28 protein-coding genes and 1 rRNA gene are annotated in these 25,942 nt (G+C 74.5%); 11 read left to right on the top strand and 18 right to left on the bottom strand.

Going from position 1 to position 25,942, the window contains the following annotated elements; all coding sequences use genetic code 11:
* Positions 1 to 34: 34 nt before the first annotated feature.
* Entirely contained in the window at positions 35 to 1,072 is a 1,038-nt protein-coding gene (locus F9B16_RS27260; protein WP_151543056.1) for an MBL fold metallo-hydrolase, read from the top strand.
* On the opposite strand, the gene F9B16_RS27255 is transcribed toward F9B16_RS27260, so the two are convergent.
* Together F9B16_RS27255 and F9B16_RS27250 are read right to left on the bottom strand one after the other, a co-directional pair.
* A complete protein-coding gene (locus F9B16_RS27255) occupies positions 1,054 to 1,656 on the bottom strand; it encodes a TIGR03086 family metal-binding protein (protein WP_151543055.1) in 603 nt (200 codons plus the stop codon). The two genes, F9B16_RS27260 and F9B16_RS27255, sit on opposite strands and share 19 nt — an antisense overlap.
* A 109-nt stretch (positions 1,657 to 1,765) precedes the next feature.
* Positions 1,766 to 2,611: an amidohydrolase family protein gene (locus F9B16_RS27250; protein ID WP_151543054.1), complete on the bottom strand. Its 846-nt coding sequence runs from the start codon at positions 2,609 to 2,611 to the stop codon at positions 1,766 to 1,768.
* 149 nt (positions 2,612 to 2,760) lie between these two features.
* Here F9B16_RS27250 and F9B16_RS27245 point away from each other — a divergent pair, with 149 nt between their 5' ends.
* Complete coding sequence (locus tag F9B16_RS27245) at positions 2,761 to 3,408, top strand: pyridoxamine 5'-phosphate oxidase family protein (RefSeq protein WP_151543053.1); 648 nt, start codon at positions 2,761 to 2,763, stop codon at positions 3,406 to 3,408.
* A 79-nt stretch (positions 3,409 to 3,487) separates the two neighbouring features.
* On the opposite strand, the gene F9B16_RS27240 is transcribed toward F9B16_RS27245, so the two are convergent.
* Positions 3,488 to 3,676 carry a DUF5302 domain-containing protein gene (locus F9B16_RS27240; RefSeq protein ID WP_151543052.1) on the bottom strand — a complete coding sequence of 63 codons (189 nt, stop codon included), beginning with the start codon at positions 3,674 to 3,676 and terminating at the stop codon, positions 3,488 to 3,490.
* Between the two features lie 143 nt (positions 3,677 to 3,819).
* On the opposite strand from F9B16_RS27240, the gene F9B16_RS27235 reads away from it, so the two are divergent.
* On the top strand, positions 3,820 to 5,223 hold the full coding sequence (locus F9B16_RS27235) for a cytochrome P450 family protein (protein WP_151543051.1): 1,404 nt from the start codon (positions 3,820 to 3,822) through the stop codon (positions 5,221 to 5,223).
* 12 nt (positions 5,224 to 5,235) lie between these two features.
* On the opposite strand, the gene F9B16_RS27230 is transcribed toward F9B16_RS27235, so the two are convergent.
* Together F9B16_RS27230 and F9B16_RS27225 are read right to left on the bottom strand one after the other, a co-directional pair.
* Positions 5,236 to 6,702: an aminotransferase class I/II-fold pyridoxal phosphate-dependent enzyme gene (locus F9B16_RS27230; RefSeq protein WP_225991982.1), complete on the bottom strand. Its 1,467-nt coding sequence runs from the start codon at positions 6,700 to 6,702 to the stop codon at positions 5,236 to 5,238.
* 130 nt (positions 6,703 to 6,832) lie between these two features.
* Positions 6,833 to 7,183, bottom strand: coding sequence for a DUF7668 domain-containing protein (locus F9B16_RS27225; RefSeq protein ID WP_151543050.1), 351 nt, complete (start codon positions 7,181 to 7,183; stop codon positions 6,833 to 6,835).
* 98 nt (positions 7,184 to 7,281) lie between these two features.
* On the opposite strand from F9B16_RS27225, the gene F9B16_RS27220 reads away from it, so the two are divergent.
* Positions 7,282 to 7,689, top strand: a complete 408-nt coding sequence (locus tag F9B16_RS27220; protein WP_151543049.1) for a DUF2795 domain-containing protein — start codon at positions 7,282 to 7,284, stop codon at positions 7,687 to 7,689.
* A gap of 115 nt (positions 7,690 to 7,804) precedes the next feature.
* Here F9B16_RS27220 and F9B16_RS27215 read toward each other — a convergent pair whose 3' ends face one another.
* The 3 genes from F9B16_RS27215 to F9B16_RS27205 all read right to left on the bottom strand — a co-directional run bounded on the left by F9B16_RS27215 (position 7,805) and on the right by F9B16_RS27205 (position 13,026).
* A complete protein-coding gene (locus F9B16_RS27215; RefSeq protein ID WP_151543048.1) occupies positions 7,805 to 9,760 on the bottom strand; it encodes an aconitate hydratase in 1,956 nt (651 codons plus the stop codon).
* A 41-nt stretch (positions 9,761 to 9,801) separates the two neighbouring features.
* Positions 9,802 to 11,328, bottom strand: coding sequence for an FAD-dependent monooxygenase (locus tag F9B16_RS27210; RefSeq protein ID WP_151543047.1), 1,527 nt, complete (start codon positions 11,326 to 11,328; stop codon positions 9,802 to 9,804).
* 96 nt (positions 11,329 to 11,424) lie between these two features.
* Entirely contained in the window at positions 11,425 to 13,026 is a 1,602-nt protein-coding gene (locus F9B16_RS27205; protein WP_151543046.1) for an acyl--CoA ligase family protein, read from the bottom strand.
* A gap of 157 nt (positions 13,027 to 13,183) precedes the next feature.
* Here F9B16_RS27205 and F9B16_RS27200 point away from each other — a divergent pair, with 157 nt between their 5' ends.
* Complete coding sequence (locus F9B16_RS27200; RefSeq protein WP_151543045.1) at positions 13,184 to 14,341, top strand: pyridoxal phosphate-dependent aminotransferase; 1,158 nt, start codon at positions 13,184 to 13,186, stop codon at positions 14,339 to 14,341.
* A 22-nt stretch (positions 14,342 to 14,363) separates the two neighbouring features.
* Here F9B16_RS27200 and F9B16_RS27195 read toward each other — a convergent pair whose 3' ends face one another.
* Entirely contained in the window at positions 14,364 to 15,242 is an 879-nt protein-coding gene (locus F9B16_RS27195; RefSeq protein ID WP_151543044.1) for a hypothetical protein, read from the bottom strand.
* 49 nt (positions 15,243 to 15,291) lie between these two features.
* Complete coding sequence (locus F9B16_RS27190) at positions 15,292 to 16,452, bottom strand: cytochrome P450 (protein WP_151543043.1); 1,161 nt, start codon at positions 16,450 to 16,452, stop codon at positions 15,292 to 15,294.
* A gap of 90 nt (positions 16,453 to 16,542) precedes the next feature.
* On the opposite strand from F9B16_RS27190, the gene F9B16_RS27185 reads away from it, so the two are divergent.
* Positions 16,543 to 17,073, top strand: coding sequence for a hypothetical protein (locus F9B16_RS27185; protein ID WP_151543042.1), 531 nt, complete (start codon positions 16,543 to 16,545; stop codon positions 17,071 to 17,073).
* Here F9B16_RS27185 and murA read toward each other — a convergent pair.
* From murA to F9B16_RS27170, 3 genes are read right to left on the bottom strand one after another with little or no spacing between them, the layout of a single operon-like run.
* Complete coding sequence (murA, locus tag F9B16_RS27180) at positions 17,070 to 18,371, bottom strand: UDP-N-acetylglucosamine 1-carboxyvinyltransferase (protein ID WP_151543041.1); 1,302 nt, start codon at positions 18,369 to 18,371, stop codon at positions 17,070 to 17,072. The two genes, F9B16_RS27185 and murA, sit on opposite strands and share 4 nt — an antisense overlap.
* A gap of 30 nt (positions 18,372 to 18,401) precedes the next feature.
* A complete protein-coding gene (locus F9B16_RS27175; RefSeq protein WP_151543040.1) occupies positions 18,402 to 19,028 on the bottom strand; it encodes a LysE family translocator in 627 nt (208 codons plus the stop codon).
* Between the two features lie 28 nt (positions 19,029 to 19,056).
* Positions 19,057 to 19,560 (bottom strand): winged helix-turn-helix transcriptional regulator, encoded by a 504-nt coding sequence (locus tag F9B16_RS27170; protein ID WP_151543039.1) that lies wholly within the window; start codon positions 19,558 to 19,560, stop codon positions 19,057 to 19,059.
* 95 nt (positions 19,561 to 19,655) lie between these two features.
* Here F9B16_RS27170 and F9B16_RS27165 point away from each other — a divergent pair, with 95 nt between their 5' ends.
* A complete protein-coding gene (locus F9B16_RS27165; protein WP_151543038.1) occupies positions 19,656 to 20,537 on the top strand; it encodes an NAD(P)-dependent oxidoreductase in 882 nt (293 codons plus the stop codon).
* 164 nt (positions 20,538 to 20,701) lie between these two features.
* Positions 20,702 to 21,436, top strand: coding sequence for a maleylpyruvate isomerase family mycothiol-dependent enzyme (locus F9B16_RS27160; RefSeq protein ID WP_151543037.1), 735 nt, complete (start codon positions 20,702 to 20,704; stop codon positions 21,434 to 21,436).
* Positions 21,437 to 21,463: 27 nt separating this feature from the next.
* Here the strand turns inward: F9B16_RS27160 and F9B16_RS27155 are convergent, their stop codons facing one another.
* Positions 21,464 to 22,258, bottom strand: a complete 795-nt coding sequence (locus F9B16_RS27155) for a hypothetical protein (RefSeq protein ID WP_151543036.1) — start codon at positions 22,256 to 22,258, stop codon at positions 21,464 to 21,466.
* 125 nt (positions 22,259 to 22,383) lie between these two features.
* Entirely contained in the window at positions 22,384 to 22,824 is a 441-nt protein-coding gene (locus F9B16_RS27150) for a MarR family winged helix-turn-helix transcriptional regulator (RefSeq protein WP_151543035.1), read from the bottom strand.
* Between the two features lie 89 nt (positions 22,825 to 22,913).
* Here F9B16_RS27150 and F9B16_RS27145 point away from each other — a divergent pair, with 89 nt between their 5' ends.
* The gene (locus tag F9B16_RS27145) at positions 22,914 to 23,777 is read left to right on the top strand and encodes an NAD(P)H-binding protein (protein ID WP_151543034.1); all 864 of its coding nucleotides are present in this window, start codon (positions 22,914 to 22,916) and stop codon (positions 23,775 to 23,777) included.
* A 190-nt stretch (positions 23,778 to 23,967) separates the two neighbouring features.
* On the opposite strand, the gene F9B16_RS52925 is transcribed toward F9B16_RS27145, so the two are convergent.
* Both F9B16_RS52925 and F9B16_RS52920 read right to left on the bottom strand, forming a co-directional pair.
* Positions 23,968 to 24,138 carry a hypothetical protein gene (locus F9B16_RS52925; protein WP_225991981.1) on the bottom strand — a complete coding sequence of 57 codons (171 nt, stop codon included), beginning with the start codon at positions 24,136 to 24,138 and terminating at the stop codon, positions 23,968 to 23,970.
* A 30-nt stretch (positions 24,139 to 24,168) separates the two neighbouring features.
* Positions 24,169 to 24,348 (bottom strand): TetR family transcriptional regulator, encoded by a 180-nt coding sequence (locus tag F9B16_RS52920; protein ID WP_225991980.1) that lies wholly within the window; start codon positions 24,346 to 24,348, stop codon positions 24,169 to 24,171.
* A 217-nt stretch (positions 24,349 to 24,565) separates the two neighbouring features.
* On the opposite strand from F9B16_RS52920, the gene F9B16_RS51225 reads away from it, so the two are divergent.
* Both F9B16_RS51225 and F9B16_RS27130 read left to right on the top strand, forming a co-directional pair.
* A complete protein-coding gene (locus tag F9B16_RS51225) occupies positions 24,566 to 24,982 on the top strand; it encodes an MFS transporter (RefSeq protein WP_192809017.1) in 417 nt (138 codons plus the stop codon).
* Positions 24,983 to 25,259: 277 nt separating this feature from the next.
* Positions 25,260 to 25,754, top strand: coding sequence for a tetratricopeptide repeat protein (locus F9B16_RS27130; RefSeq protein ID WP_151543032.1), 495 nt, complete (start codon positions 25,260 to 25,262; stop codon positions 25,752 to 25,754).
* A gap of 61 nt (positions 25,755 to 25,815) precedes the next feature.
* Here F9B16_RS27130 and rrf read toward each other — a convergent pair.
* A 5S ribosomal RNA gene (gene rrf, locus F9B16_RS27125) occupies positions 25,816 to 25,932 on the bottom strand.
* Positions 25,933 to 25,942 lie beyond the last annotated feature (10 nt).

The raw sequence follows: 25,942 nt of genomic DNA, 5'->3' as shown, positions 1-25,942 counted from the left end.
AATAGAACGCGATTCGAGAATCGGGGGGCGCGCGGTGACGGCACCGGTGGTGGAACAGGCGGCGGAATGGTACGAACCGGGGGCCCATCCGGTGGTGCCCGGCGTGCACCGGATCCCGCTGGCGCTGCCGATCCCGTCGCTGCACGCCGTCAACGTCTACGTCGTCGAGGACGCCGGCGGCCCGGTCCTGATCGACTCCGGCTGGGCGATGCCGGACAGCCGCACGGCGCTCGAGAGCGCGCTCCGCACGCTCGGGCACAAGCCCGAGGACGTGGCGCAGTTCCTCGTCACGCACGCGCACAAGGACCACTACTCGCAGGCGCTCGCGCTGCGCGGCTCGTTCGGCACCCGGGTGCGGGTCGGGCGCGGTGAGCGGCCGTCGATCGAGGCGTCCGCCGTCACGCGCGGCCCGCACGCGCGGCAGATCGAGATGCTCCGCCGCTGCGGCGCGACCGAACTCGCCGCGGAGATCGCCGCGATCCCGCGCGACCCCGCCGACGAGGAGGACCCGCTGACCGCGCCCGACGCCTGGCTGGACGACGGGGAGCGGGTCGCGCTCACCGGCCGCGCGCTGGACGTGTTCGCCACGCCCGGGCACACCCGCGGGCACGTGGTGCTGCGGGACGCGGCGGCCGGGCTGCTGTTCGCGGGCGACCACGTCCTGCCGCACATCAGCCCGTCCATCGGCCTGGAGGCCGAGCCGGAGCGGCGGCCGCTGCGCAGCTACCTGGACTCGCTGCGGCTCGTCCGCGACATGCCCGACACGCTGCTGCTGCCCGCGCACGGCCCGGTGACGCCGAGCACCCACGCCCGGATCGACGAGCTGCTGGAGCACCACGCGGCCCGCCTCGACGCCGCCGCCGAGCAGGTCCGCGCGGGCCACGGGACGGCCTTCGCGGTCGCCGGGGCGATGACCTGGACGCGGCGCCGCCGCACGCTCGCCGACCTCGACTCTTTCAGCCGGATGCTCGCCGTACTGGAGATCGAGGCGCACCTGGACGTGCTGGCCGACCAGGGCGTCCTGGACGCCCACGAGGAGGGCGGCGTCCGCCGCTACGCCCCGCGCGCCTGAAAGACCCGCGGGTCGCGGCCCAGATGGGCGAGCAGCCGGTCGGCCGGCGCGGCGGTGCCCGGCACCGGGACGGCCGGGGCGAACAGGCCGTCGCGCGTCGTGTCGGTGACCAGCGCCATGGCGGGGTCCAGCAGCAGCCCGGCGAGGCCCGGCGGGATGGGCCGGGGGCTCCCGGTCGCGCAGCCGATGTCCCAGCCGTGCACCGCGAGCTCGATGGCGCCCGTCATCGCGACCACGACCGCGCGCATCGGGCACCCGCCGACCGTGACCGGCCGGTCGTCGGCGGTGGTCCAGGCGCCGAGGAGCCGGACGGCGCCGGACCGGAGCGCCGCCACCAGCGCGGCGGCCGGGTCGTCCGGCGGCGCGTCGCGGGGCACGGGCGCCGGCTCCAGCCGGACCGAGCCCGTGTCGACGGCCTCCAGCAGGGCGTCCAGGGAGTCGGCGGTGTGCCGCAGCAGCATCCCGAGATCCCAGCCGCGGCACGGCGTCGCCCGGCCCAGCGCCGCGGGCGTGACGCCCCCGAGCCCGCCGAGCGCGTAACCGACGGACCGTTCGAGCAGCGCCACCGTCTCCACCGAACTCATCCCCGCCCTCGCCTTCCGGGGACCGTCCCCACCTGAACTGACCCCGGCGGGACGGGAAAGTCACCGGGCGCGGCCGAGGAGTTTCCCGGTTCCGGGCGCCGGCGGGGCGTCAGGCCCGGTAGCGGCGGCGGGCGTTGCCGGAGAACAGCCGCCGCCGCTCCCCGCCGGACAGGGGCTCGACGATCTCCCGGTAGACGGTCATGAGCTGTGGGAACGTCCCGGCGAGGCCGTCGACGGGGAAGTTGCTGCCGAAGAAGCACCGCTCGACGCCGAACAGCTCCAGGCAGGTCTCCACGAACGGCCGCAGCCGCGCCGCCTCCAGGGTGCCGAGCGCCATCCCGAGCCCGGAGATCTTGCAGTCGACGTGCGGGAGCGCGGCGAGCCGGGCGACGCCGTCGCGCCACGCGCGGAACTGGTCGGGCGCGTCGCCGTCCGGCCAGCCCGCGTGCTCCAGCACGAACGCGGTGCCTGGCGCGCGTTCGGCGGCGGCCGCGTGGGCGGCGGCGTCGCCGGGGTGGACGACCAGGTCGAAGACCAGGTCCCGCTCGCCGAGCAGCCGGAACAGGCCGCCGGCGGCCGCCGGGTCCAGGCCGTCGAAGACCCGGATGCCGCGGAAGGCGGGGCTCGCGGCCTGCGCGTCCAGGTCGGCGGCGACCGCGTCGAGGGGCGCGGACGGGTCGACGGTGCCGATGATCGCGGAGGGGTCGCCGGTGCCGCGGCGCGTCTCGTCCAGCCAGCGGGTCTCGTCCAGGTGGGCGCCCGGCTTCGTCACCGCGGAGACGTGCACGACGCCGGTGATCTCGACGCCGTCCGCCGCCGCGCGGTACCCGTCCGGAAGGTGGTCGCGGACGAGTTCGGGCTTCCACGCGCCCAGCCCCGGGTACCAGTCGTTGGCCTCGGGCCGCCAGAAGTGCACGTGGGAGTCGAAGAACTCGAGATCCGCGATCGCCGTCATGCCCTATAAGGACCACGCCGGAGCGGCGCGGCGCAAGGGCGCGTCCCACCGGCCAGGACCCGGCCAGGACCCGGCCCGGACCCGGCCCGCGAGGTCCGCGGCGCCGCCGGTTAGCATGATCTTCCACGTCCCCCGGCGGAAGGAGCGCCATGACGCTCGCCCCCGAGTCCACCGACGTCGTCGAGATCACCTCCGCGGAGGAGCTGCGCGGGCTGCTCGGCGCCCCGATGCGGCGGGCCATCGACAAGGAGCGCGTGGCGCTGCACGCCTGGGACCGGGAGTGGCTCGCGCGGTCCCCGTTCTGCCTGATCGCCACAAGCGACGCCGAGGGCAATTGCGACGTCTCCCCCAAGGGCGACCCGCCCGGGTTCGCGCACGTGCTCGACGACACCACGATCGCGATCCCGGACCGGCCCGGCAACCGCCGCGCGGACGGCTTCCTGAACATCCTGAGCAACCCGCACGTGGGGCTGCTGTTCATGGTCCCGCGCCGCAGCGAGACGCTGCGGATCAACGGCCGCGCCCGGCTGGTGCGGGAGGCGCCGTTCTTCGACGACATGGTCGTCAAGGGCCACCGGCCGTCGCTGGCGCTGGTCGTGGACATCGAGCAGATCTTCTTCCACTGCGCGAAGGCGCTGATGCGCTCCAGGATGTGGAAGCCGGAGGAGTGGGCGGAGGACACGCTGCCCTCGCACGCCCGGATCGTCAAGGCCGTCCAGTACACCGAGGAGAGCCTCGAGGAGCTGGAGCGGCACTACGACGGGGCGGTCTACGAGAAGAAGCTCTACGGGGGCTGACGCCCGGCGCCCGCGGGCCCCGAGCCGTGGAACGACCCCCGCGCTGTCGCGCGCGGGGGTCTGCGCGCCGAGCGGCAGGTCAGCCGCTCTTGCGGCGGAACTGGCGCTGGTGGTCGGCGCGCTCGTGCACGCCCTTCACCTTCGACCCGTTCCGTCCCGCCCCGCCGGCGTTCTTCGCCGCCGCGCCGCGCTTGCGCTCCAGGGCCTCCCGGAACCTGCGCTTCACGTCGTCCTCGCCTGTCTCGCCGTCTCCGTTCGGGTCGGTCATGCGGACCTCCAGCTCTCATAGGGGCACCCCTAGCCTCACATACCCGGGGCCCCGGCGGCGATCCGCACCCCCTCCGAAGATCAACTTGGGAGTTTTCCCCATCAACCGGCCAGGGTGGGAGGAACTCTCTATGGTTTGTGATCGTGGAGCCCCAGATCCCGCAGGCCGAGGCCGCACCCGCCCATCCGCCGCTGGAGTCGCTGGCCGTACAGCCGCTCCTCAACCGCGACTACGAGGCGCGGCCCGCGGTGTTCTACGAGCGGCTCCGCGCCGAGTACGGGCCCGTCGCGCCGGTGGACGTGCTGGGCGTACCGGCGTGGCTGGTCATCGGCTACCCGCAGACGCTGGAGATCCTGCGCGACTCGCGGGGCGTGTGGAGCCGGCGGGTCGACTCCTGGCGCGCCTACCGGGAGGGCAGCGTCCCCGCGGACTGGCCGCTGCTGCCGGTGGTCGAGTCCAACAACTGCGGTTTCCGCGACGGCGCCGACTCCACCCGGCTGCGCAGCGCGTGGAGCGAGGGGCTGCGCCCGTTCCAGGACCGGACCCGCCCGGAGGCCAAGGCGCTGGAGGAGGCCGTCCGGCGGTACGCCGACGAGCTGATCGACGTGCTGGCCGAGAACGGCGGCCGCACCGGCTACGCCGACCTCGCGGCCCAGTACGCCCGGCCGCTGCCGCTGATGGTCGTCGGGCGGCTGCTCGGCACCGGCGCGGACGAGGACGACGGGCTGATCGTCGACCTGTGGCGGGTCCTGGACGCTGGGCCCGATGCCCACGAGGCGTCCACGCGGCTGCTGGCCCGGATGGCGGCGGTGTGCTCCGCCCGGGCCGCCTCCCCCGGCCAGGACCTGCCGTCCTTCATGCTCGCCGCAGTGCCCGACCTGACGGCCGAGGAGCTCACCGGCGAGATGGCGATGATGACCGGGCTGGTCGGCGACGTCACCGGCACCCTCATCTGCAACACCATCACCGAGGTCCTGATCGGCGAGACCGGCGCGCGCGACAGCCTGTCCGCCGGGATGATCCAGGAGGCGATCAACCGGGCGTCCACCGCCAACCCGCCGATGGCGAACCTGGCGTTCCGCTGGCCCCGGTCCGACGTGCGCGTCGGCCGGTTCCAGATCGCGGCCGGCGACCCGGTCATGGTGTCGCCCGCCGCCGCGCACCTGGACCCGGCGTTCACCGGGAACGCCGCACCCGACTCGATCTACAGCTCGCGCGCCCATCTCGCCTGGAGCGCGGGACCGCACGCCTGCCTGGGCCGCGACCTCGCGACGACCGTCACGACGATCGCGGTGGAGCGGCTGTTCGAGCGGTTCGCCGGGCTGCGGCTGGCGCTGCCGCCGGACCAGCTGGCGTGGCGGTCGTCGCCGCTCATCCGGGGCCTGCGCTCCCTGCCGGTCGACTACGAGCTGGCGGGCGAGCCCCGGCGGACGGCCCCCGCCGCGCCCGAGGCGGACGGGAGCCCGCAGGAGCCGGAGCGGGGCGAGGGTGAGCCGGGGTCGCTGGTGCGGCGGATCCTGCGGGCGATGCGGCTGTCGCAGGGCTGACCCGCGCCGCCGTCAGGGCGTCCGCTCGGCGGCCAGCGCCGCGGTCTCCTCCCGGATCCGCCGCCACGCCGCGTCCACGTGCGCGCCGGTCGTCCCGGCGGCGCCGATCGCGACGCGCAGCAGCACCCGCCCGCCGGCCTTGGTGTGGGTGAGGTAGAGGTCGCCGGATGCGTTGAGCCGCTCCATCAGCCGCAGCGTCGCCGCGTCGGCCTCGGCGCCGTCCAGGCCGTCCCAGCGCGGCCGGAAGCAGACCAGGCTGAGCTTCGGCTCCTCCAGCAGCGCGAACGCGGGGTCGGCGGCGATCCGGGACGCGAGCCCGGCGGCCAGCCGCACCCCGGTCCGGACGTGCTCGCGCAGCCCCTCCGCGCCGTACCAGCGGATCACCGACCACAGCTTCAGCGCCCGGAACCGGCGGCCGAGCGAGATCTGCCAGTCGCGGTAGTCGATCACCTCGCCGGACGCGGACGCCTGGTTGCGCAGGTACTCCGGCAGGATCGACAGCGCCCCCACCAGCGGTTCCCGGTCGGCCACCCACATCGTGGTGCAGTCGAAGTTGGTGAGCAGCCACTTGTGCGGGTTGGTGACGTAGGAGTCGGCGTACTCAGCGACACCGTCGTTGATCCCGCGCAGCTCGGGGCAGACGGCCGCGACGCCCGCGTAGGCGGCGTCCACGTGCAGCCAGACGCCGTGCCGGCGGCAGACCTCGCCGATCGCGGGCACCGCGTCGACCGCCGTGGTCGACGTGGTGCCGATGGTCGCGCACACCATGACGGGCAGCGCGCCCGCCGCGGCGTCCTCGGCGAGCAGCGCGTCGAGGTGCGCGGGGTCCATCGCCAGGGTCGCGGGATCGACGTCGACGACGCGGACGTTCACCGCCCCGATCCCGGCGATCCTCGCGGCCTTCTCCAGCGAGGAGTGCGTCTGGGAGCTGACGTACAGGGTGTGGCGGCGGGCGATGCCGTCGCGCCCCGCGGCGCCGCCGTCCGCGCGGTGCAGCGCGGCGACGACGGCGGCCAGGGCCGCGCCGGACGCCGAGTCCTGGATCACGCCGCCGCCGGGGCCGTCGCTGCGGAACCGCTCCGGCAGGCCGAGCAGTTCGGCGAACCAGTCGAGCACCCGGGTCTCCAGCTCGGTGCAGGCCGGGCTCGTCGCCCACAGCATCCCCTGGACGCCGAGCCCCGCCGACAGCAGGTCGCCGAGGATGGACGGGCCGCTGGCGCCGCTCGGGAAGTAGGCGAAGAAGTCCGGGTGCTGCCAGTGGGTGATGCCCGGCATGACGACGCGGTCCATGTCGGCGAGGACGCCCTCGAACCCCTCGCCCTGCTCCGGCGGGTGGGCGGGCAGGTTCGCCAGCACGTCCCCCGGGCGGGCCTGCGACAGCACCGGATAGGACTCGATCTTCTCCTGGTAGTCGGCGATCCAGTCGATGACCTGCTTGCCGTACCGGCGGAACTCGTCCGGCGTCATGTGCGCTGCCACTGCGCGTCCTCCCTGCCTGAAACGGGCCGTCGTCCCCGTGCCCCGGGCCGAGACACGATCATATGGGCCCGAACGAGAGGCGCCGGGCGGGCGCGGAAGCCGGTCAGGCGGGTCAGGCCGGTCAGGGCGGTCAGGGGGCGTGGACGCCGTCCAGCTCGACCGTCCACACGCCGTCCATCACCTCGGCGACCGTGAGCCCGAGCGTCAGGTCCGACAGGCCGTCCTGCGCCGTCCAGAGCGGGAAGTCGACATGGAAGGCCCGCTCGTCCGCCTGCTCCCGGGGCACGGCGACCCCGCCGAGCTCTCGGAACGCCTCGTCCGGCGGGCTGATCAGGTCCCGGCCGTGCCGCCGCACGGCCGCGGCGATCTCCGCGGCGGTGAGCCGGCGGGCCTCGGTGAGCGTCTCCAGCTCCTCGTACTCGCCGCGGACCAGCATCCCCACCACGACCCGAACGGCGTTCACGCCCTCCTCCGGCAGCATGCGCCACACCGTACCGCGCCCGCCCGCGATGATCGCCGGCTGTTTAGACGACCCCGCCCGGGAACGCTCCTCCCTGTCAAGGCGCAGGGAGGACGAACATGCCAGACAAGAGCGACAAGCACGGTCCCAAGGTGGACGACGAGATCGGCCACGAGACGGAGGGCATGGTCCGCGGCGGGCACCCCACCCACGCCGAGGAGTTCAAGGAGACCGAACCGTACTCCGGTGACGCGCCCTGGGATCCGACCGCCGCCACCGGCGACCCGCGCGAGGGCTCGCCGCCCGGCATGAGCGCGGGCGACGTGGAGGGCCGCAGCAACCTGGCACGGCTGCTCTCCGGCGTCCACTACCCCGCCCGGCCCGACGACCTGGTCGCGCACGCGTCCGGCGCGGGCGCGGACGACGCGGCGGTCGGCGCGCTGGAGACGCTGCCCGACCGCGAGTACGAGAACGTCGCCGACGTCGCCGACGAGCTCGGCTACGGCCGCGAGAACCGCCGCTTCTGACGCCCGGACGACGTTCTCTTGCGGCGAGTCGCCGTCATGATCCCGCTCATGGCGGCGACTCGCCGCACGTCAACGGGTGGTCTGGCAGCAGGTCAGCGGGCGGTCTCGCAGCAGGTCAGCGGGAGGCGCGGGCGCGGAGGGCGGGGATCTGGCCGCCGGCGGCGACGAGGTCGCGCTGGCGGGGCGACAGGCGGTGCCGGGCGCGGTACGTCTCGTCCTTGGTGACGTTGCGGACCTCGACCTCGGTCCCCTTCTCCAGCGCCGCGCGGACGCCCTCGACCCGCAGCCGGTCGCCCTGCTCGACGCGGTCGTAGTCGGCCTCGTCGGCGAACTCCAGCGGCAGGATCCCGAAGTTGACCAGGTTCTGCCAGTGGATGCGGGCGTAGCCGCGGGCGAGGACGAGCCGCAGCCCGAGGTGGCGCGGCGCGATCGCGGCGTGCTCCCGGGACGAGCCCTGCCCGTAGTTGCGGCCGCCGATGACGGCGTGCGCCCCGGCCTCCCGCGCGCGCTCCGGGTAGCCCTCGTCGATGCGGACGAACGCGAAGTCGGCCAGTTTGGCGATGTCGCTCCGGTACGGGAGGGCCTGCGCGCCCGCCATGAGGATCTCGTCGGTGGACACGTCGTCGCCGACCTTGATGACGACCGGGACGTCCAGGTCGTCGGGCAGCGGGTCGAGTTCGGGCAGGACGCCGATGCTCGGCGCCTTCTCCAGTTCGACGCGGCGCGCCTCGTCCTCGGGGAGCGGCGCCTCCAGCATCTCCCGGAGGACGCTGGAGCGTTCCGGGAGGCGGACGGCCGGCGGGTCCATGTCCAGCTCGCGCGGGTCGGTGATCTTCCCGGTGAGCGCGGCGGCCGCGGCGGTCTCCGGCGAGCACAGCCACACGCGGTCGTCGGCGGTGCCGGAGCGGCCGGGAAAGTTGCGCGGGAACGTCCGCAGGCTGTTGCGGCCGATGGCGGGCGCCTGCCCCATGCCGATGCAGCCGAGGCAGCCGGCCTGGTGGATCCGGGCGCCGGCCTGGATCAGGTCGGTGGCGGCGCCCATCTTCGTCAGGTCGACGAGGATCTGCCGGGACGTCGGGTTCACGTCCAGCGACACGTGCGGATGCACCTGCCGGCCCTTGACGATCGCGGCGACGGACGCGAAGTCGCGCAGCCCCGGGTTCGCCGACGACCCGACGACGACCTGGTGCACCTCCTCCCCCGCGGCCTCGCGGACCGGCACCACGTCGCCGGGCGAGGACGGCCGGGCGATCAGCGGCTCCAGCGCCGACAGGTCGATCTCGTTCGTGACGTCGTAGGACGCGCCGGGGTCGGCGACGATCTCGGTGAAGTCGTCCTCGCGGTCCTCGCCGCGCAGGAACTCCAGGACGCGCTCGTCGGACGGGAACACCGTCGTCGTCGCGCCCAGCTCGGCGCCCATGTTCGCGATGACGTGCCGGTCCATCGCGGTCAGCGCCGCCAGCCCCGGCCCGTGGTACTCGATGATCCGGTTGACGCCGCCGCGGACGCCGTGCCGCCGCAGCATCTCCAGGATCACGTCCTTCGCGCTGACCCACGGCGGCAGTTCCCCGGTGAGCCGGATCCCCCAGATCTCCGGCATCGTCACGTGGATCGGCTCGCCCGCCATCGCCATCGCGGCCTCCAGCCCGCCGACGCCCATCGCCAGCATGCCGAGCGATCCCGCCGCGCAGGTGTGGGAGTCGGAGCCGACCATCGTGGCGCCGGGCACGCCGAACCGCTGCATGTGCGTGGGGTGCGAGACGCCGTTGCCGGGCTTGGAGTACCAGAGGCCGTAACGGCGGCACGCCGACCGCAGGAAGATGTGGTCGGCCATGTTCCGCTCGTCGGCCTGCAGCAGGTTGTGGTCGACGTACTGCACCGACACGTCGGTGCGGACCCTGCCGAGGTCGAGCGCCTCCAGCTCCAGCATCACCATCGTGCCGGTGGCGTCCTGCGTGAGGGTCTGGTCGACGCGGATCCCGATCTCGGTGCCGGGCTCCATCTCGCCGCTCACCAGGTGCGAGGCGATCAGCTTGCGGGCGACGTTGCGGCCCCCCGTGCCGTTGGCCATGGGCGTTTCCTCCGCTCCCTCCGGTCGTCGAATGGACGGGCTCACACGGGCCGCGCGGGACGCTCCCGGTCGTGCGCCGGACGGTCCGCCGGGCGCCCGCACCAGTGCGCGAGCGCCTCCCGGATCGCGGTGGCCCGCCGGTCCGGCGCGGTCTCGTCGCACGCCCACGCGATGTACCCGTCGGGGCGGACCAGCGCGGTCGTGCGGGTGGCGCCACCCGCGAGCGCGCAGTGCACCCGTCCCGCCCACCGCTTGGTCGCCAGGTAGGTGACCGCCGGGTCGTTCGCCGCGACGACGAGGACGAACCGCCCGTCGCCGAGCAGCCGGTAGAGGCGCCCCGGGGCGCCCGCGACCGGGACGTCCGGGGCGCGCATGCCGGTGAGGCGGTGCGCGCCGCGCGGCGCGGGGTAGGCGATGTCGATGCCGGACACCGCGCCGGCCAGCCGCCGCGCGACCGGCCGCACGTGCGTCGCCGCCCACGCCGCGACGGACCGCGCGCGGCGCAGCCACGGCTGCTCGACCAGCGCGAACCTCAGCAGCGCCCCGCTTCCGCGCAGCACCTGCCCGCCGACCGGATGGCGCTCCTCCTGGTAGCTGTCCAGCAGCCACGACGGCGCCCAGCCGTTCAGCTCGGCGGCGAGCTTCCAGCCGAGGTTCGCCGCGTCCTGGATCCCGGTGTTCATGCCCTGGCCGCCCGCCGGCGAGTGGACGTGCGCGGCGTCCCCCGCGAGGAACACCCGTCCGACCCGGTAGCGCGGCACCTGCCGCTCGTCGCTGTGGAACCGCGACGTCCAGCGTGGATCGCGCATCCCGTGGTCGGAGCCGAGCGCGCGGCGCGCGACGTCGCGGATCTCGTCCAGGTCGACGGGCTCGGAGTCGGCGGCCTGGTGCCGGCGGTTCCACGCGATCACCCGGTACCAGCCGTCGCCGAACGGCGCGATGAACGCGAACGCGTCACCGGACGCCCCGGCGGTGAGGACCTCGGCGGGCGCGTCGTCCAGCCGCACGTCCGCCAGCATCACCGACCGCACCACGGACCGGCCGGAGAACGGCAGGCCGAGCGCCTTGCGGACGGTGCTGCGGACGCCGTCGGCGCCGACGACGTACGACGCGCGGCGGGTCGCGGTGGACCCGTCGGCCATCCGGACGTCGACGTCCACGCCCTCCGCGTCCTGCCGCAGCCCGGTCGCCTCCGCGCCGTGGACGATCTCGGCGCCGGCCGCCAGCGCACGCTCACGCAGCACCCGCTCGGTCTCGTACTGCGGCGTGACCAGCACGTACGGGAAGCGGCCGGGCAGCCGGGACAGGTCCAGCGCCGCGGCGCCGAGCAGCCGCAGCCCGCCGACCCGCTCCCCCGTCGCGACCAGCTCGTCGGCGACACCGCGCGCGTCGAGCAGCTCCAGCGTCCGCGCGTGCACGGCGAACGCGCGGGTCAGGTTGTCGGTCTCCTCGGGGCGCCGCTCCAGCACGGTGCATCCGACGCCGGCCGCCGCGAGGTCCCCCGCGAGCAGGAGCCCGGTCGGCCCGGCGCCCACGATCAGCACGTTCCCCGTCGGCCTGGGCGGCATCCGGATCCCCTCTCCGTCCGTGCGCGGGTGCGGCCCTACACCCCTTCCCACGAACGGCGGCTCATCACGCGCGGGGGACGGCCGGAACGGGGCCCGCTAGCCCTGGACGCGGCGGTCCCGGCCGGCCCACTCCCGCTCCCGCAGCTGGAACTTCTGGATCTTGCCGGTGGACGTCTTGGGCAGCTCCGTGACGAACTCGACGGTGTCCGGCGCCTTGAAGCGGGCGAGACCCGCGCGGACGTGCTCGATCAGCTCCGTCTCCGTCGCCGTGCGCCCCTCGCGCAGCACGACGAACGCCTTCGGCCGCTCGCCCCACTTCTCGTCCGGGACGGCGACGACGGCGACCTCCAGCACCGCCGGGTGCGTGTCGATGGCGCGCTCGACCTCGACCGTGGAGATGTTCTCGCCGCCGGAGATGATGATGTCCTTGGACCGGTCGCGCAGCTCCACGTAGCCGTCCGGGTAGCGGACGCCGAGGTCGCCGGAGTGGAACCAGCCGCCACGGAACGCCCGCGCGGTGGCCTCCTCGTCGCGGTGGTACCCCTTCATCACGTTGTTGCCGCGCATGACGATCTCGCCGAGCGTCTCGCCGTCGGCGGGGACGTCGTTCATGTCCGCGTCGACGACCCGCAGGCCGTCCGTCTGGAGCATGCCGACGCCCTGCCGGGCCAGCAGCCGGGACCGCTCGGGCGCGGCGAGCGCGTCCCAGCCGGGCTGCGGCTCGCACACCGAGTACGGCCCGTAGGTCTCGGTCAGCCCGTAGACGTGCACGATCGTCGCGCCGAGCGCCTCCATCTGCCCGATGATCGTGGGGCTGGGCGGTGCGCCCGCGGTGGTGACGGTCAGCGGCGCGTCCAGCGGATGCGCCTGCGCCGCGTTCGCGATGGTGACGAGGACGGTCGGGGCGCCGTTGAGGTGCGTGACGCCCTCGGAGTCGATCAGCCGCCACACCTCCGCCGCGTCGACGGCGCGCAGGCACACCTGCGTCCCGCCGATCGCGGCGAGCGCCCATCCCGTGCACCATCCGTTGCAGTGGAACATCGGGAGCGTCCACAGGTACACGCTGTCGGGCGTGTGCCGCGAGTGCAGCACCTCGCCGAGCGCGTTCACGTAGGCGCCGCGGTGGGTGTAGACGACGCCCTTCGGCCGCCCCGTGGTCCCCGACGTGTAGTTGATGGAGATGGGCGCGTTCTCGTCGTCCACCTCCCACGGCAGGGGGTCGTCCGACCCGCGCGCCAGGAACTCGGCGTAGGAGATCCCGCCGACGGACGGGTCGGGGTCGCAGCCCTCGGCGGGCACGGTGACGACCTCGGGCAGCGCCCCGGCGATCGGCGCGACGCCCGGGTGCAGGCCCGCGTCGACGACGAGCACCTTCGCCCCGGAGTGCTCGAGGATGTAGCGGATCTCCTCCGCCGCCAGCCGCGTGTTGATCGCGACGAGCACCGCGCCGGCCAGCGGCACGCCGAAGTGCGCGACCAGCAGTTCCGGGATGTTCGGAGCGAGGTAGGCCACCCGGTCGCCCGGCCCGATCCCCGACGCCCGCAGCGCGTTCGCCAGCCGCGTCGCCTCCGCGGCGAACTCCGCGTACGTCGCCCGGCGGTCCCCGTACGCGTAGGCCGTCTTGCCGGGGAACACCTCCGCGGACCGTTTCAGGAACGCCAGCGGGGTGAGCGCGGTGTAGCCGGGGCCGTTGCCCATAAGGTCCTCCGGTGCCATGGGCCGGGGCGCCCGGCGCCCGCGGCACGGATGTGGCCTGCGCCCTCAAGGATCCCACGGCCCGCCGTCCCTCCCTGGACGCCGCGGCCGGGGGTGCGCGAGGCTGGCGTCGAGATCAAGATCGACGAGAGGTGGCAGCGTGCCCGTGTCCCGGCTCCGCGACATCCCCGGCATCGGCGTGGACGAGGTCGGCGACGCCGCCGACGCGGCCGCCGACCCCGAGTTCCTCCGGCTGGAGAACCTCGACACCGACGTCCGCCCGCCCGCCGTCGCGCTCGCCGCGACGCGCGCCGCGGTGGACGCCGACGACGCCAACAGCTACCTGCCGTTCCAGGGGCGCGGGAGCCTGCTGGAGGCCGCCGCGGCGCACGTCGAGCGGATCGCCGGGCGCGCCTACGACCCGGCGACCGAGTGCGTCAGCGTCGCGGGCGGGCTCAACGGCGTCCTCAACACGCTCCTCGCCACCGTGGAGCCCGGCGAGGAGGTCGTGCTCTGCGACCCGATCTACGCCGGGCTCGTCAACCGGGTGCGGCTCGCGGGCGGAGTGCCCCGGTTCGTCCCGTGCGAGGCGTCTACCGGCGGCTGGACGGTCGATCCTCAGCGGCTCGCGGACGCGGTCGGGCCGCGGACCGCCGCCGTCCTGATGATGGGCCCGGCGATGCCGACCGGGCTGGTCCTCGACGAGACGCACTGGACCGCCCTCGCCGGAGCCCTCGAACGGCACGACGCATGGCTCATCTACGACGCCGCGATGGAGCGGATCCGGTTCGACGGCCGCGGCCCGGACCATCCCGCGCGCGTCCCCGGGCTGGCCGACCGGACGATCACGGTGGGGTCGGCGTCCAAGGAGCTGCGGATGATCGGGTGGCGGGTCGGGTGGGTCACCGGACCGGCCTCGATCCTGCACGACGTCCGGCTCGTCGGGCTCACCAACGTCGTCTGCCAGGTCGGGATCGCGCAGGAGGCGGTCGCGGCGGCGCTCACCGCGCCGGACGCCGACGCCGACGTCGCCGCCGCAACGGCGACCTGGCGGGAGCGCTGCGACATGATCCTGGACCAGCTGTCCGACCTGCCCGTGGTGCGGCCGCACGGCGGCTGGTCGCTGCTCATCGACACGCGCCCGCTCGGCCTGTCCCCCGCCGACCTGTCGCGGCGGCTGTTCGAGCGCGCGAAGGTCGCCGCCACACCGATGGACGGCTGGGGCCCGAGCGGCGCCCACCACCTGCGGCTGGTGTTCGCCAACGAACCCGTCGAACGGCTAGGCGACCTGCGCGAACGCTTCCGCCTCGCCCTCTAGCCACAGCCGTCCGGCGCGGCCGCTAGCCGCGGCCGTTGGCGCGCAGGATGGAGACGGCCTTGACGGTCTGGTAACCGCGCCACTCCAGCTTCGCGGCGGGCGAGTAGCTGGCGAAGTCGACGCGCCAGCCGCCGTCCGCCTCCTGCCCCCGCTCCAGCCGGTCGAGTTCCGCGGCGACGACGTCCGGCGCGAACAGCGCCCGGACGGGCGTGCTCGGCAGCGGCGCGAAGTCGAGCGGGCGCATCATCTCGTCCTCCAGCCCGCCCGCGACGTGGACGAGCCCGTCCGGCGGGATGTGCTCGCCGAGCAGCGCGATCAGCTCGGCCGCCTCCGGTTCGTCCGCGTGGACGGCGTCCAGCAGCCACAGCGCGAACGCCAGCTCCAGCGCGTGCAGCTCGGTCTTCGCGCGGACGGCGTCCATGCAGAAGCGGGTGGCGCGGGCGAGCCACGGATGCGCGGCGACCGCCGGGTCATGCGCGGCGACGCGGTGCGCCATCGCCGCGACCACCGCGGTGATCTGCAGTGACGGCGCGTCCGGGTCCGCGCCCGTCCAGAACGGCGCGCACCCGGCCGGGTCGGGGACGTGTACGCCGAACGGGATGCCGCCCTCCGGCAGCGTCACCGTGTCCAGCCAGTCGCAGAGCGCCGCCGCCTCGGGCGCCGTGACGGGCGCCAGCTCGGCGAACACCTCGAAGGCGTGCAGCGCGGGACCCGGCTGGCTCGTCCGCGACCGCAGGTCGGGCTCGAGGCCGTGGCCGTACCCGCCGTCGGGGTTGCGGTAGGCGTTCAGCGCCGACAGCGCGGCGTCCCGGTCGCCCTCCCCGGTGAGCAGCTCGAAGCGGCGGCGGTCGAGGAGGCGCGCGTGCGTGGCCATGAAGTCGGATGCCTTGGTCAGATCCATGCCTCCAGCCTCGCCGCGCGCGGCGCCGCCGTCTTGGAGGTTTCGGTCATCACCAGGTAAGGAGAAGCTCCTCCGGCGAGCGGTGGATCAGGTTCGGCTGCGTCTCCACCGGTCCCGCGAGCCGCAGGCCGGGCAGTTCGCCCGCCAGCGTCACCAGCGAGATCCGCACCTGCTCGCGTGCTAGCTGCGCCCCCGGGCAGGCGTGCGCGCCGTGGCCGAACGCCAGGTGCCGCGCGGGCGGGCGCGTGATGTCGAACGCGTCCGGCCGGTCGTGGGCGTCCGGGTCGCGGCCGGCGGCGCCGAAGGCGACGAAGACCTGCGCGCCCGCGGGCAGGTCGGTGCCGGCGACCGTCACCGGCCGCGTCGCCACCCGCCGGAACCCCTGCACGGGCGCGTCGTGGCGGGCGGCCTCCTCGACCGCCGCCGCGGCCAGCTCGGGACGCTCGCAGAGCAGCTCCCACTGCTCCCGGTCCCGCAGCAGGTGCAGGACGGCGGTGCCGATCAGCGCGGTCGTCGTCAGGTGCCCGGCCAGCAGCAGGTTCTGCAGGTTGGAGATCAGCGTGCCGTACGGCTCGATCGCCCGGATCATCTCGCCGGTCAAGTCGTTTCCGGGATCGCCGCCCCGGCTCCGGACCAGCACCTCCAGCAGCCGCTTCATCCCGGCGACCTCGTGCGCCGCCGCGACCTGCTCGTCCGGCTCCATCGGCGTGAAGACCAGCGCCTCGGCCCGGTAACCGCCCCGCACCAGCGCCGGGACGTCCGCCGGGTCGAGCCCGAGCAGGTGCCCGATCACCTCGCCCGGCAGGACCCGCGCGTACCGGGACATCAGCTCGACGCTCCCGTCGCCCGCGAACGACGCGACGAGCTCGGCGGCCCGCCGCTCGACGAACGGCACGACCGCGGCGACCCGCCGCGGCGACAGCCCCCGGACCAGCGGCTCGCGCACCCGCCGGTGCTCGTCGCCGTCCGCGGACAGCACCACCGGGCGTCCCGACGGCACCGCCTCCAGCACGGCGATCGCCTCCGGTCCCGGCATCGCCTCGGGGCGCATCGCCCCGGCCGAGGAGAAGGTCTCCGCGTCGCGCAGCACCGCCCGCGCGTCCGCGTCCCGCGCGACGAGCCAGGCGTCCAGCTCCGGAACGAACGTCAGCCCCTCGGCCTCCCTGGCCCGGGCGTAGCAGGGGTACGGGTCGCGCCGGTCGAATTCCACGGTCGGTCCCTCCGTGCGGGCGAACGGCCCACGCTACCCGGCGCCGAAAAGCGAATGCGATCTCCGCACGCGTCACCCTAGCCTGACCGCGTGGAAGTGATCTTCGAACGGACCGGGGAGCGCCGGTACGCGGTGGTCGTCACCGCCCCGGGCCGCGCGACCCGCCGCATGGATCCCGCCCCCGGCTACGACGACCACATACCGCACGACCTCGTCCACTACCTGACCGAGGCCGTGCTCGGGCTGGACTCGGGGGTCTTCGGACGCGCCGCGGCGGGCGGCGGCGGGTTCACCCCGGTCGGCGAGACCGCGAGCGCCCCGCGCGAGCGCGCGCGGGCCCAGCGCAGGACGCGCAAGCGGGAGGCGTCGCTGCGCCGGACCGGGCACGAGGACATGGCCGCGTCCGAGCGGCTCGCCGGCATCACCGACGTCGCCTGGAGGCGCCGCGCGGGCGCCCGGACGCCCGAGTGGGCGGCCGGCCGCCCCCCGGCGCCGGAGGACGAGGCCAGGGTCCGCCGGATCCTGCCGCACCTGGACCGGGCGGCCGCGCTCTGGCACGACCTGCCCGTCGGCGGCACCCTCGCCTACACCTGGCCGGGCACCGTCCCGGCCGTCGGCTAGACGGCCCGCAGGGCGAGGCCCAGCGCCCGGAACTGCTCGACGGGACGGTGGTAGCCGCGCTCGATGTGGTGGACGCCGCGCAGCGTCGACGGCCCCTCGGCGACCGCCGCGGCGAGCACCGCCGAGAACCCGGCCCGGATGTCCGGCATCGTCACGTCGCCGCCGCGGAGCTTCGACACCCCGCGCACGACCGCCGAGTGCAGCGCCGCCGTGTCGTGGTAGCGGCACGCGGGGCCGCCCAGGCACGTGTCGTAGACCTCGATCTCCGCGCCCATGCTCTGCAGCGCCGGGACGTACGCGAGCCGGTTCTCGTACACGGTCTCGTGCAGCACCGACATGCCGTCCGCCTGCGTGAACAGCACCATCAGCGGCGTCTGCCAGTCCGTCGCGAACCCCGGGTGGGTGTCGGTCTGGACGGCCGCGGGACGCAGCCCGTCCGGCGCCGACGCCATGATCCAGTCGTCGGTGATCTCGAACCGGGCGCCCATCCGGGCCAGCGTGGTGATCGCGGTGACCAGGCGGTCCTGCGGGCAGCCGTGCACCCGCACCTCGCCGCGGGTCACCAGGCCCGCCACCAGGTAGGAGAACGCCTCGATCCGGTCGCCCTCGAGCCGCGTCACGGCCCCGCCCAGCCGGTCGACGCCCTCGACGACGATCCGGCGGTCGGGCGCGAACGAGATTCGCGCGCCCATCCGCTGCAGGAACAGCGCCAGCTCGATGATCTCCGGTTCCGTCGCCGCGTTCCGGATGACGGTCTTGCCCTGCGCCCTGACCGCCGCGAGCAGCACCGTCTCGGTGGCGCCGACGCTCGGGTACGGCAGGTCGATCCGCGTCCCGACCAGCCGGGACGCGCGGGCGTGGATGCCGTCGGCCGCGATCGTCACCTCGGCGCCGAACGCGCGCAGCGCGTCCACGTGGAAGTCGACGGGCCGCCGCCCGATCGGGTCGCCGCCGACCAGCGGGACGAACGCCTCCCCGGCCAGGTGCAGCAGCGGGCCCAGCATCAGGATCGGGATCCGGTTCAGGCCGGTGAACGCCTTGCCGACGCTCGGGTCCGCTACCGGCCGCGGCACCACGGTGATCTCACCGCCGGACCGCTCGACGGCCATCCCGACGTGCTCGAGCATCCCGGCCGTGATCCCGACCTCGCCGACGTCGGGGGCGTTGCGGATGGTGCTCGGTTCCGCGCCGAGCATCGCCGCGACCATGTGCTTGCTGACCGCGTTCTTCGCCCCCCGGACGGTGACATCGCCGCGCAGCGGGCCGGACGGTTCGATCTCCCAGAGCTTCTCGGTCACCCGTGCAAGCCTACGGCGGTTCCGGACCCGTCAGGCGCGGTCCGCGAGAAGGTTGGCCGCGAATCCGAGGAACGCGACCCCGGCGGCCTGCTCCAGGCGCCGCCGGACCCGCGGCCGCCGCAGCCGCTCCGCCAGCTTCGCCGCCGCCCCCGACACCGCCCAGTACCAGACGGCCAGCTCCGCGACGTCGATGCCGGTGAACAGGACCGTCGTGCCGAACGCCGGCGCCCCGTGCGGCATGAACTGCGGGATCAGGCTCATGTAGAAGATCCCGGCCTTGGGGTTCAGCAGGTTCGTCCCGACCCCGGCCCGGAACGCCGCCCACCGCGAGCCCGCCACGGCCGGTTCGGGGACCTCTTCGGCGGGCTCGTCCCGCCTGGCCTTCCACAGCGCCGTGGCGCCCAGCCACACCAGGTACGCGGCGCCGCAGACGCGCAGCACGTCGTAGGCGAGGCGGGACGCCGTCAGCAGCGCGGTGAGGCCGGCCGCGGTCGCGAGGCCCCAGACGCAGCAGCCGGTGACGATCCCGAGCGCCGCGGCGACACCCCCGCCGCGGCCGAGCTTGATGGACGTCCGGAGGACGAGCAGCGTGTCCAGGCCGGGCACCACGTTGATGATCAGCGCGGCGCCGGCGAACGCGAGGGCGGCCGTCAGCATGATCGGATCCTACGCGCGCCGTCCCGCCTCACCGCCGCGCGTCCACACGGCTGTGCCCACCGCCACCACCCTCACCGCCCTCACCGCGGTCACTGCCCTCGGCGCGGTCACTGCCCTCGGCGCGGTCACTGCCCTCGGCGCGGTCACCGCCCTCAGCGCCGTTACCGCCCGCCGGCGGGCGGTCGCCGTGACCGGCGTCGTGACCGGTGCCGATGATGTGCTCGCGCCCCCAGGCGCCGAGCGGCGCCAGCGCCGCGTTGAGCGAGGCGCCGAGCGGCGTGAGCGAGTACTCGACCCGGGGCGGCACCTCCTCGAACGCCTCGCGGTACACGATGCCGTCCGCCTCCAGCTCGCGCAGCTGGGCGGCGAGCACCTTCTCCGTCACCCCGGGCAGGTTCCTGCGCAGCTCCCCGAACCGGCAGGGCCGCTCGGCGAGCGCCCACAGGATCAGGACCTTCCACTTGCCGCCGATCACGTCCATCGCCGCGTCGATCCCGCACACGTACGCGCCCGGCCTCCGCGCGATCCCCATCGGCCCACCCCCGCCTGCTCGCTAACCCCGCGGTAACCACCCACTTCGAAGTGCGTACTTGATCATCCGCGGGCCCGGCGAGAAGCCTAGTCGGCATGGAGCACACCGATTCGGACACCACTTCGCTCACCCTGCTCGGACTCGGCGACATGGGGACGGCGCTCGCCCGCGCCTGGCTCGCCGCCGGGCACCCGACCACCGTCTGGAACCGCACGCCCGCTCGCGCCGCCCCGCTCGCCGCGGCGGGCGCCGAGGTCGCGGAGACCGCCGCCGACGCGGTCGCCGCGAACGACCTGGTGGTCGTCTGCCTGCTCGACGACGCGTCGGTCCGCGCGGCCCTCGCGGACGCCGACCTGGCGGGCAAGGACCTCGTCGACCTCACCACCGGCACCCCCGCCGAGGCCCGCGCGCGGGCCGCGTGGGCCGAGGAGCGGGGCGCCCGCTTCCTGGACGGCGGGATCATGGCGGTCCCGCCGATGATCGGCGCCGAGGGGTCCGGCGGCTACGTGTTCTACAGCGGGTCGCGTCCGCTCTTCGACGAGCACCGCGCCGCGCTCGCCGTGCCGGCCGGCACCGTGTACGTCGGCGAGGACCCCGGCTTCGCCGCCCTCCACGACGTGGCGCTGCTGAGCGCGATGACCGGGATGTTCGCCGGCGTCGCGCACGCGTTCGCGCTCGTCCGCGACGAGGACGTCGCGCCGAAGGACTTCGCCCCCATGCTCGCGGGCTGGCTGGCTGCCATGGCCGGCTACGTGAACGGCGTCGCCGAGCAGCTGGACAGCGGCGACTACACCCGCGGCGTGACGTCCAACCTCGCCATGATGGTGCGGGGCAACGCGACGCTGCTGCGTACGGCCGAGGAGCAGCAGGTCAGTCCCGAGCTGCTGACCCCATTCATGGACCTCATGCGCCGCCGCCTCGACGACGGCCACCCCGACGAGGGCACCACCGGCGTCGTCGATCTCCTCGCCCGCTGATCCGCGCCCCGCGGGCTCGGCCAGCGCAGGCTGGACGACTCGCAGCCGATCCTGGCCCGCCACGCCCGCGCCTGACGGCGGCCGCCCCTCGCACGCGGACGGCGCGCGCGAGGCGGCCGCCATCGGCCACCGACGAACCGAACGCGATTCGGTATGGTGGCGGCATGGCGGATGTCATCGACGACCTCGCGGCCGAGTACCGGCAACTGGACGCCGTGCTGGCGGCCCTGACCCCGGACCAGTGGTCCGCACCGTCCGGCGCGGAGGGCTGGACCGTCGCGGACGTGGTCCTGCACCTCGCGCAGAGCGAGGAGGCGGTCGGCGTCCCCGCCACCACCGGCGACGGCGCGTTCCTGCCGTCCACCGCGACCACCGTCGACGGCGCGATGGCCGACCTCGTCGCCGCCGAGCGCGGCGCCCCGCCGGACGCCCTCCTCGCCCGCTGGCGCAAGGCGGCATTCGCCACGCCGGACGCGCTCCGCGCCCACCCGCCGGGCGCCCGCCTCGCCTGGGTCCGGACGTCCCTCTCCCCGCGCACTCTCGCCACGACGCGGCTCGCCGAGCACTGGGCGCACGCGCAGGACATCACCGTCCCGCTGGGCATCGGCTACCCGGACACGGACCGGCTGCGCCACATCGCCTGGCTGGCCCACCGGACCCTCCCCTACGCGTTCTCGGTCGCGGGCCGCCCGGGCGCGGCCGTCCACTGCGACCTCACCGCACCGGACGGGACGCACTGGACCTTCGGGGACCCCGCGGCGCCGAACCGGATCACCGGCCCGGCCGCGGACTTCTGCCGGCTCGGCGCCCGCCGCCTCAGGCCCGAGCAGACCGCCCTGCACGCCGAGGGCCCGGACGCCGCCGAGGCGCTCCGCCTCGTCCGCAACTACGCCGCCTGACCCTCGCCGCGACCAGGCGAAACCGGCTCAACGTGCCGCCGTCCGCCAGGGCAGCGCCACGGACACGGCACCCGCGTTCGGCGGACGCGGACGCTCCGGGACCAGCGCGATCGTCGACGCGGGACCCGCGTCGACCCCGCCGACGCGCAGCATCCCGCGACGCGTCAGGTACCGCAGCGCCTCGCGGATCTGCTCCGGTGTCGCCAGGAGGCGTTCGGCCAGGGCGGCGCGGGTGTGGCGGCCGGGCGACCACAGCGCCACCGACAGAACGTCCATGGCCAGCGGCCCGAAACGCTTGTCCCCGTGGCCGGGGCGGTCCGTACCGACGGCGGGCCGGGAACGGGCGAGGAATCGCGGCGCCTCGGGAGAGCCGCTCACCGGCCAGAATTGCAGAAGCCATCTGTGCCCATCCGAGGTCCGGCGGCGCAGGACGCAGAGCCGGTGCAGCCCGGGCCGGGCGAGTTTCAGGTTCCATGGCGAATCGCCGCCGCGCGCACGGGTCAGCCTGATTTCGCCGCGCGATGTCAGGAAGGGCGTTTCCACCACGTCATTCCAGCCGGCGGCACCCCTTCCTGGCGCGGCGTCATAAGCCTCGAGACGCACGTGGGCATGCGCCGCCGCGGTGCCGAGAACCCAGCCGGCACCGGCCCTCGCGACGTCGCTCCTCGCGCCCGCGGCGAAGGCGTCCTCCGCCAGGAGAGGCAGATTCAGGTGGCGGAGTTCACCCGTTCCGCCGACACCGGCAGGCCAGAATCCACGGACCGCGAGCGTGCCGAATTCGGCTCGATAATCGCCGTCCTCGTACGTCCCGAGCAGAGTCATGCCCGCAAGGTAACAACGGCCACCGACAGAACACGGCAATGATCTGCATAGGGGAATCAGGCGGCCGGGAATCGTCGAACCCCGGGGCGGGGCAGCGGCCCCGGGCCACCGTTCAGCGGCACGGCTCAGCCGGTCGGACGGGACTCCTCCAGCAGGGCGGTCGCGGCGCGGTGGATCTTCTCGAGGGCGGACATCAGGTGCTCCCGCTCCGCCCCGGTCAGGTCGGCGAGGACCGCCTCCTCCAGACCGCGGCGTTCCGCCTCCACCGGTTCCCTCAGCGCTCGCCCCTCGCCGGTCAGCCACAGCCGGACGAGCCGGTTGTCACGGTCGTCGCGGCGGCGGATGAGCAGCCCGGCGGCCGCCATCCGGGTGGCCATCTTGACGACCGTGGGCGTCGTGACGTGCAGTTCGGCGGCGATCTCGCCGGGGGTGCGGCCGTCGCGTTCCCAGAGGGCGGCGAGGAGATGGTTCTGCCCCAGATGCAGCCCGTGCCGGCGCATGCCGTCGTCGGCCGCGGCGCGGAGCGCCTTGGACGTCCGGCCGTGCAGGTCGAGGAACTCGGGCATCGGGCCTCCCCAGGATCGATTGACGGCTAATCATTTCCCGGCTAACGTTCTCCGCATTCATTAGACGGCAAACGACTTCTGGAGACGCCATGCTACTGGTCACCGGAGCCACCGGGAACATCGGCCGCGATCTCGTCCGCGAGCTGGACGCCAAGGGCGCCGACGTGCGGATCCTCGTCCGCGACCCGGCCCGCGCCGCCGGGCTCCCCACCCGCGCCGAACGCGCCGTCGGCGACCTCGACGACCCCGCCACGCTGCCGGCCGCCTTCAAGGGCGCCGACCGGCTGTTCCTCCTCACCCCGGGCATCGGCACCGCCCAGGCGGCCAACGCCGCCGCGGCCGCACGCGACGCCGGGATCCGGCACATCGTGCTCCTGTCGTCGACGAACGTGCTCGGCGACCCGATGCCCGCCATGGGCCGCTGGCACCACGAGCGCGAGGAGGCGGTCCGCGCGTCCGGCGTCCCCGTCACGATCCTGCGTCCCGGCGGCTTCATGCTGAACGCCCTGGAGTGGCTGCCGACCATCCGGGAGGGCGGATACGTCCTCGACCCCGTCGGCCCCGGACGGTTCGCGCCGATCGACACCGCCGACATCGCCGCCGTGGCCGCCGCGGTCCTGACCGAGGACGGCCACGAGGGCGAGGCGTACGCCCTCACCGGGGACGAGCTGCTCACCGTCGCCGACCAGGTCGCCGTCCTGTCCCGCGCCATCGGCCGCGACCTGAGCGTCCGCGAGGTCCGCACGCCGGAGGAGGCCGTGCGCGCCCGCTTCCCCGCCGGCGCTCCCCCGGCGCTCGCCGAGGCCCTCGTCGAGGGGTTCGCGCTGATGCGCGCGGACACCGCCGGGTTCCGCACGGACACGGTGCAACGGCTGATCGGACGCGCCCCGCGGACGTTCGCCGACTGGTGCGCCCGCAACGCCGCCGCGTTCCAGGACGATCCCGGCGCCTGACCAAACGCACCGGCCACGGTCGTCCGGGCGCGCGACGGTCGTTCATCGTCCCCACCTGGGCGCACGGCCGATCCCACCGGCGCGCGCGAGCCGGTCGAGGACCACCTCGCCCGCTCGCGCTCGCCGGTGGTGAGGAAGTCGGCGTGCGGGCCGGAGTAGGCGCTGTTGAGAGAGGTCGCTTGACGCGTGCCTAGCCCGGTTCCACGCCGCAGGCGACCAACTCGGCCCGCGCGGCGAGGAACGCGGGCACCCGGCCGCCGAGGCGCCCCGCCGCCGCGAGCCCCTCGATCTCGTGGACCAGCCACGTGTGCGCGATGTTCTCAGGCACCAGGTGGCGGCGCCCCCAGTCACGAACGATCATGCCGATCCCCGGCCTGTGTCGTCCCAGCCCTCAATGGTCCGCAACTGCTCGCGCTTGAACGTCGTCCAGCCGCTCGAGTAGCGCGTCCTTGCCCGCGAAGTGATGCGTGAGCACGTGCGTGCTCTGCCCGAGCGTCTGGACGACGGGACGCATCGACAGCCCGGACGCCAACCTCTGCGAGGCGGTCGAGCACCGCGTCAGGATCTGCATGCGGCGATGCGGATCACGGGCCCTGGCTCGCCACGCTCACGCTAACCGCCTTCGCCCTGCAGACAGACGACGTCGTCATCGCCGGAGTACGACCGTCCATCGCTCGCGGCCTGTCGGTCAGCGAGGCCGCCGCCGGCCGACTGGTGACGATGTTCTCGCTGACCTGCGCCGTGGCCGACCCGCAGAGCGAGCAGCATCGGATAGGACCGGAGCGAGGTTGGCGGCGCAGAACGGCCGCGCCGGCCGCTGCGGTCGGCACCGCGACGCGGTCCCCGCGCACCCGTGCCTACCTGGGGCATACTGCTTCGCGGCCCTGGCCGCCGCGCTCGCGCTCCCCGCCGTCTTCTCGGCCGCCACGATGCGCTCGCCGCCGGACTGGCGCGGCCGCCACCTCGCGACGGTCACGTCCGGGCTGACCGCCGCCGTGGTCGCCGGCGTCCCGGTCGGCACCTGGATCGGCACGGCGGCCGGATGGCGCTCGACGTTCCTCGCCGGCGGAGTCCTCGGCGCGGCGGTGCTGATCTCCCTGCACGCCCCTTGCCGGCCGTCCCGCCAGCGCCTGCGGTCGGGGCCGGGGAACGGCTTCGTCCGCTGGCAGCGCCCACCGTCCTCCACGCACTGGCGTTCGCCGTAGCGATGGCGGGGGCGGCGCCGTCTACCTCGGCGCCTCACTCGGCGCAAGCCCGTGATCAGGACGCAGCGGCCCACCACGCGAACGTGTGAGCGCGGACCGGTGGCCGCGCCGGTGCAAGTGTGTGGGTTGGCACCGGCGCGACCATGGCCCGGTCATCACCGGACGGACCAATTCTCACCCATCACACGTTGCACACGCGTTGCGCCCCCCGCTCAACTGCCGGACCCACGGGCGGCCACCGGACGAACCACCGGCCTCCGTGTGGAAGGCTTCCGGGATGACCATTCCGGACGAACGGTGGCAACGGCGGATCGCCGACCTCTGGGCCACCTTCGACGACCATGAACCGCAGGCGTTCCTCGCCAAGGTCAAGGACCTGACCGGCGAGCTCCCTGCCGGAAACGCCATCGCCGAGTACGAACTGGCCTCCGCCCACGACTCCATTGGCCATGAAGCGCAGGCGGCGGTGCATTACCGGCGCGCGTTCGCCGCAGGACTCCCCGACTCGCACCGCCGCCGGGCGACCATCCAGTTCGCCAGCACGTTGCGGAATCTCGGCGAGGCGGAGGAGAGCGTCAGGCTTCTCACGGCGGAACGCGACGCCGGCTCCGACGAGCTGGACGACGCCGTCACGGCCTTCCTCGCCTTGGCGCTGACCGACCTCGACCGTGACCGCGAGGCCGCGGCACTCGCGCTCGGCGCCCTTTCTCGCCACCTGCCGCGCTACAACCGCTCCCTGTCCAACTACGCGAAAGCCCTCATCGAACCCTGACCCGGGGTACTCCAGAAATGCGGAAGGCCCCGCCGTTTCCGGCGGGGCCTTCCTAATATGTGTCCGGCGGTGTCCTACTCTCCCACACGGTCTCCCATGCAGTACCATCGGCGCTGAAGGGCTTAACTTCCGGGTTCGGAATGGGACCGGGTGTTTCCCCTCCGCCATAACCACCGAACGCCTCACGC

Source organism: Actinomadura montaniterrae, assembly GCF_008923365.1.
GTDB classification, from domain to species: Bacteria; Actinomycetota; Actinomycetes; order Streptosporangiales; family Streptosporangiaceae; genus Spirillospora; species Spirillospora montaniterrae.
Note: the sequence above shows the minus strand (reverse complement) of the source record. Positions and strands in the feature narration are given on the sequence as shown.

What these genes read in the sequence shown, in the direction of transcription:
- F9B16_RS27255 (WP_151543055.1), bottom strand. Translation starts at nt 1,656, where the DNA reads ATGAGTTCGGTGGAGACGGTGGCGCTGCTCGAACGGTCCGTCGGTTAC.
- F9B16_RS27250 (WP_151543054.1), bottom strand. Translation starts at nt 2,611, where the DNA reads ATGACGGCGATCGCGGATCTCGAGTTCTTCGACTCCCACGTGCACTTC.
- F9B16_RS27245 (WP_151543053.1), top strand. Translation starts at nt 2,761, where the DNA reads ATGACGCTCGCCCCCGAGTCCACCGACGTCGTCGAGATCACCTCCGCG.
- F9B16_RS27240 (WP_151543052.1), bottom strand. Translation starts at nt 3,676, where the DNA reads ATGACCGACCCGAACGGAGACGGCGAGACAGGCGAGGACGACGTGAAG.
- F9B16_RS27225 (WP_151543050.1), bottom strand. Translation starts at nt 7,183, where the DNA reads ATGCTGCCGGAGGAGGGCGTGAACGCCGTTCGGGTCGTGGTGGGGATG.
- F9B16_RS27220 (WP_151543049.1), top strand. Translation starts at nt 7,282, where the DNA reads ATGCCAGACAAGAGCGACAAGCACGGTCCCAAGGTGGACGACGAGATC.
- F9B16_RS27215 (WP_151543048.1), bottom strand. Translation starts at nt 9,760, where the DNA reads ATGGCCAACGGCACGGGGGGCCGCAACGTCGCCCGCAAGCTGATCGCC.
- F9B16_RS27210 (WP_151543047.1), bottom strand. Translation starts at nt 11,328, where the DNA reads ATGCCGCCCAGGCCGACGGGGAACGTGCTGATCGTGGGCGCCGGGCCG.
- F9B16_RS27205 (WP_151543046.1), bottom strand. Translation starts at nt 13,026, where the DNA reads ATGGGCAACGGCCCCGGCTACACCGCGCTCACCCCGCTGGCGTTCCTG.
- F9B16_RS27195 (WP_151543044.1), bottom strand. Translation starts at nt 15,242, where the DNA reads ATGGATCTGACCAAGGCATCCGACTTCATGGCCACGCACGCGCGCCTC.
- F9B16_RS27175 (WP_151543040.1), bottom strand. Translation starts at nt 19,028, where the DNA reads ATGCTGACGGCCGCCCTCGCGTTCGCCGGCGCCGCGCTGATCATCAAC.
- F9B16_RS27170 (WP_151543039.1), bottom strand. Translation starts at nt 19,560, where the DNA reads ATGGGGATCGCGCGGAGGCCGGGCGCGTACGTGTGCGGGATCGACGCG.
- F9B16_RS27165 (WP_151543038.1), top strand. Translation starts at nt 19,656, where the DNA reads ATGGAGCACACCGATTCGGACACCACTTCGCTCACCCTGCTCGGACTC.
- F9B16_RS27160 (WP_151543037.1), top strand. Translation starts at nt 20,702, where the DNA reads ATGGCGGATGTCATCGACGACCTCGCGGCCGAGTACCGGCAACTGGAC.
- F9B16_RS27155 (WP_151543036.1), bottom strand. Translation starts at nt 22,258, where the DNA reads ATGACTCTGCTCGGGACGTACGAGGACGGCGATTATCGAGCCGAATTC.
- F9B16_RS27150 (WP_151543035.1), bottom strand. Translation starts at nt 22,824, where the DNA reads ATGCCCGAGTTCCTCGACCTGCACGGCCGGACGTCCAAGGCGCTCCGC.
- F9B16_RS27145 (WP_151543034.1), top strand. Translation starts at nt 22,914, where the DNA reads ATGCTACTGGTCACCGGAGCCACCGGGAACATCGGCCGCGATCTCGTC.
- F9B16_RS52925 (WP_225991981.1), bottom strand. Translation starts at nt 24,138, where the DNA reads ATGATCGTTCGTGACTGGGGGCGCCGCCACCTGGTGCCTGAGAACATC.
- F9B16_RS52920 (WP_225991980.1), bottom strand. Translation starts at nt 24,348, where the DNA reads ATGCAGATCCTGACGCGGTGCTCGACCGCCTCGCAGAGGTTGGCGTCC.
- F9B16_RS27130 (WP_151543032.1), top strand. Translation starts at nt 25,260, where the DNA reads ATGACCATTCCGGACGAACGGTGGCAACGGCGGATCGCCGACCTCTGG.